Raw genomic sequence first — 4,022 nt, 5'->3', positions numbered from 1 at the left:
GACGGTGCGGCTCTGGGACGTCACCGACCCCGCCCAGCCCGAGCAGATCGCCGGATTCGTCATCGGCCCCATCGCCACCCCGCTGTGGGTGGCGTTCGCACCGGATGGACAAACTCTCGCCACCGGAGGCGAATGCTGGACGGTGCGGCTCTGGGACATCACCAACCCCACCCAACCCCAGAAGATCGGCCAATTCCGCAGACGCCACTTTCCATACGTGGCATCGGTAGCGTTCACGGGGGATGGGTGCATCCTCGCCACCGGAGGTGATGAGACGGTGCGGCTCTGGGACGTCACCGACCCCACCCGACCCCAGAAGATCGGCCAACCCCTCACCGGCCACACCAAGGAGGTGTCGTCGGTGGCGTTCACAGCGGATGGGCGCACCCTCGCCGCTGGAGGCTACGACCGGACGGTGCGGCTCTGGGACGTCACCGACCCCACCCGACCCCAGAAGATCGGCCAACCCCTCACCGGCCACAGCAAAGAGGTGTCGTCGGTGGCGTTCACAGCGGATGGGCGCACCCTCGCCGCCGGAGGCTACGACCGGACGGTGCGGCTCTGGCGGACGCGCTGAGCCGACACAGCCCGAGCGCCCAGCCGCTCCCGGACACTGCTGTCTCCCCAGGTGGCGCATGGTAGGTCAGCAGGGATTGACTTCGGTAAAGCCATGAACGGACGCGGGTTGGTGTCCTGCCGCTTATGGTGATGGCGGACGTCACCATGGTGAACGTCACGCGGCCAGGCATGGGTCGTCGACCTGCACGCGTGTCCTTGAGGCTTGCGGCGAGTGCTCGACGCCCGCGTGACTGGTGTCACATAAACCTCCAGGCCACGACTTGAGTAATCTCGTTTCCTCGCTCTGACGCGCAAGAACCCAAGTACGCGAGGCGCGATCGTGTTGGTGTCCAAGCCGCGACCGTGAGGCCTACGATCAGCTGTCCTCAAGACGAGCGAGCGTAGCCTCGGCGCGGATTGTGCCCAGGTGATCTTCTTCCGGGATCCGGCGGCGCCGGGCGAGCATGTCCTGCTCCAGGAAGCGGGCAGATCCATGCCCGTCAGCGGGCTGGGGCTCGGCCGTCGGCGGACTCCGATGTCGATATCGTGCGGATCGTGCCGCTGCCCGAGCCGCTGATCACCGAGATGCGCGAGGACCTGTTCTGGTCCGAGGTCCTGTGGGAGGACGCTTGGGAGGATGCCTGGGTCCCGCAGGCCGCCCGGAAACCGAGTGTGCGTTTCGCAGTCGATGTCGGTGACGATTACGGGATCGGGACGAACGTCATGCTGGGTTCCGGGATGCAGTCGCTGGAGATCTACGCGCCAGGGTCGGCCGACGGTGAGGACATCGGGTACGTCGACGGGGCGCATCCCATGCCGAAGGCGCTGCGGTGGGAGGAGTTGGAGCTGGTCTGCCGGGCGTCCGCGTTGCGTGACCCGGAGATTCGACATCCCGGGCCCGTGGCCGCGTTACTGTTGCCCTACCTTCTCCGCGACGGCAGCGAGTCCCTGGACGCCGTCAGCCCAGTTCTCGACGCCGCCTTCCGCCTGGTAAGGCCCCAGCCGGGGCATGGCCTGCGGTCCGAGACGCGGTCGCGGCTCAAGTGGCCACCGCCAAAGGGGACCACCTGGGTCACCCGACCAGACGGGCACCTGGCCGTCACGAATTCGGGTTGGCCTCCCCTGAACTCCTACCGGACGCCCGAGGCGGAGCACTTCCCGTTCGGCGTGCTGGCCGGCCTTTTCGACGCGGCCAGGGCCACGGTGGCGGCGGTAGCGGCGGCCGCCCCCCTGACGGAACCGGCGGTCCGGTCGGCGCTCGAGGTCGCGATCCGGGACCAGGACGTCTCCGCGCTGGCGAACGCACTTCGAGACGTCGGGTACGGCGATGACATCGAGTACGACGACGACGCCTTCTACGTCGAGGATGCCTGGCACGGCAACGCGGTGGTGCTTCGCGCGCTGGAGGCCCCGACGGAACCGGTGGAGACCGCCTGGGTACTGGAGGTACTCAGCGGGGCCGCGCAGGGGTCGGTCATCGCGCGCTGGTTCGGCGAGAGCCCGATGCATCACCTGCGGTTGTGGGAGCTCGACCTCCGCCTCGTCAACGTCGGCAGGTCGTTCGCACGGATCAGGAACGGCCTGGAGAAACTCGAACGGTCCGAGGTGCTGGCTCGCGTCGGCCGCGCTGACGCCGTCGGGCCGGACGAACTGCGCCTGCCCGTTGTCGTCGGACGTGACGATCTCCCCGCGGCACGGGCGGCGATCCGTGAGGTCCTCGCTCAGGCCGACCACGGTGTGACCGCATCTCTGTGGAACGGCGACGAAGAGATCGGCCTGTCCAGCGAACAGTAAGCGTGTGGACCGCCGTCGAGGCGGCAGGGGGTCAGGGCTCGACGGCCATCCGGACCCCGAAGGCGACCTGTACCAGGCCGGTGACCCGGTCGACCCGGTGGCGGACCGGCCGTCGGCCATCATGCACGCTCGTTCACGCGGGGCCGCGGCACCAGCCGACCGCCGAATATCCCTGCGGCGCGAAGCTGCTGACCTGGGATGCTTTCCAGGTGACCGCGATCCGTTCCGTGGTTTTGGTGGGGCTGTTCTCAGCGAAGGAGCGCGACTACCAGGCCCGGCTCGACGTCCTCGACGCGCGGGTGACGGCGCTGGGAGGAAATGTGCTGGAGCGGTTCGTCCAGCGCCGGGGCGTCTCCGACGGCGGGGTACGGCTGATGACCGCCCCGCTGTCCCGGCGCTTCCTCATCGGCCCGGGGAAACTCGACCAGATCGCGGCGACCTGTTCGAGCAGGAACATCGACGCCGTCATCTTCCTCAATGATCTGAGCGCCCACCAGCGCCGTTGGCTGYCGACCCGACTCGGGCGTCCGGTGCTCACCCAGGCCGACCTCGACCGGTCAGCAGAGAGCCTGACCGGCCCGACCCGATCTCATCCTCATGCAGGTCAGGGGCGCAGCCCTCATCGCCGGCACCGTCGCCGATAGTCAAGGAGGAGCCCCAGGGCTCAGCCCCGGACGCCGACCAGCCACCAGCGGCGAGGAAAGGCGCGACGACGCCTGTCTCTGCTGCCAAGCAGGCACCCGAGGATTGCCCCAGGAACCCGGCCTAGCTCGGGGCATGAAGGACCTAGGCCCCGCGGACCCGAGACACGACGGCGGCCGACAACGCCGTCAGGAGAGGCGCCGACCGCCGCTGACCGGGAGAGACAGGTAGTTCAGGCGAGACGCAGGCGTGACCGACGTCACGCAGGCCTGCTGGCTCGGACTTGAGTAATTTCATGTCCTCGCTCGGACTCCGAAAATCCCACCGGATCATGAATGGCTTGCGCGTGTGGGGTCGTCGAGGCGGGCGCCGAGGCCGTCAGGCAGAACCTCAGCCGAGGCGGAGGCCGGAGTCAGCGTCGAAGACGTGCTCGATGGCTCCCGTCGGGGTGACGAGGAGTGTCTCGCCGCGGGCTGGGTCGACGCGGCGGTCCACCCGGACGACGAACGGCTTGTCGCGGGTGTCGTCGTCTCCCGGCAGCGTGCCGTGCACGTAGGAGTCCGCGCCGAGGTGCTCGACGAGGGTGACCCGCAGCGACAGCGCGTCCGGCGTGTCCGGGGTCGCGACGGCGAAGGACTCGGGGCGAAGCCCGACGATGACGTCTCCGCTCTCCCGGCCCTCCGCGCCCTTCGTCAGCCGGGCTGCGGAACGGACCGATGGCGCCAGGGGGAGAGGCACGCCGCCCAGGTGAACGGACCCGTCGGCGTCGGCGCTGGCGACCCGGCGCAGGTTCATGGCCGGCGATCCGATGAAGCCGGCGACGAAGACGTTGGCGGGCCGGTCGTAGATGGCACGCGGGGTGTCGACCTGCTGCAGCTCGCCGTCGTTCAGCAACGCCACCCGGTGGCCCATGGTCATGGCCTCGGTCTGGTCGTGGGTGACGTACACGGTCGTCGTTCCCAGCCTGGCCTGCAGAGCGGCGATGTTCGCGCGGGTCTCCACCCGCAGCTTCGCGTCGAGGTTGGACA

At 68.9% G+C, this 4,022-nt stretch carries 4 protein-coding genes; 3 read left to right on the top strand and 1 reads right to left on the bottom strand.

Features of this window, described 5'->3' with window-relative positions; all coding sequences use genetic code 11:
* The 3 genes from BCD49_RS34375 to BCD49_RS42700 all read left to right on the top strand — a co-directional run.
* A partial coding sequence (locus BCD49_RS34375) for a WD40 repeat domain-containing protein (RefSeq protein WP_442960539.1) occupies positions 1-577 on the top strand: 577 nt, incomplete at its 5' end.
* 527 nt (positions 578-1,104) lie between these two features.
* Entirely contained in the window at positions 1,105-2,352 is a 1,248-nt protein-coding gene (locus tag BCD49_RS34370) for a hypothetical protein (protein ID WP_007510053.1), read from the top strand.
* Positions 2,353-2,561: 209 nt separating this feature from the next.
* A complete protein-coding gene (locus tag BCD49_RS42700; RefSeq protein WP_131803624.1) occupies positions 2,562-2,996 on the top strand; it encodes a hypothetical protein in 435 nt (144 codons plus the stop codon).
* Positions 2,997-3,384: 388 nt separating this feature from the next.
* Here the strand turns inward: BCD49_RS42700 and BCD49_RS34360 are convergent.
* Positions 3,385-4,022: ABC transporter ATP-binding protein (locus tag BCD49_RS34360; RefSeq protein ID WP_116439456.1), on the bottom strand; the 638-nt coding region annotated here is incomplete at its 5' end.

This window comes from Pseudofrankia sp. EUN1h (assembly GCF_001854645.1).
Lineage (GTDB): Bacteria > Actinomycetota > Actinomycetes > Frankiales > Frankiaceae > Pseudofrankia > Pseudofrankia saprophytica.
This window is presented reverse-complemented; position numbering and strand designations above follow the sequence as displayed.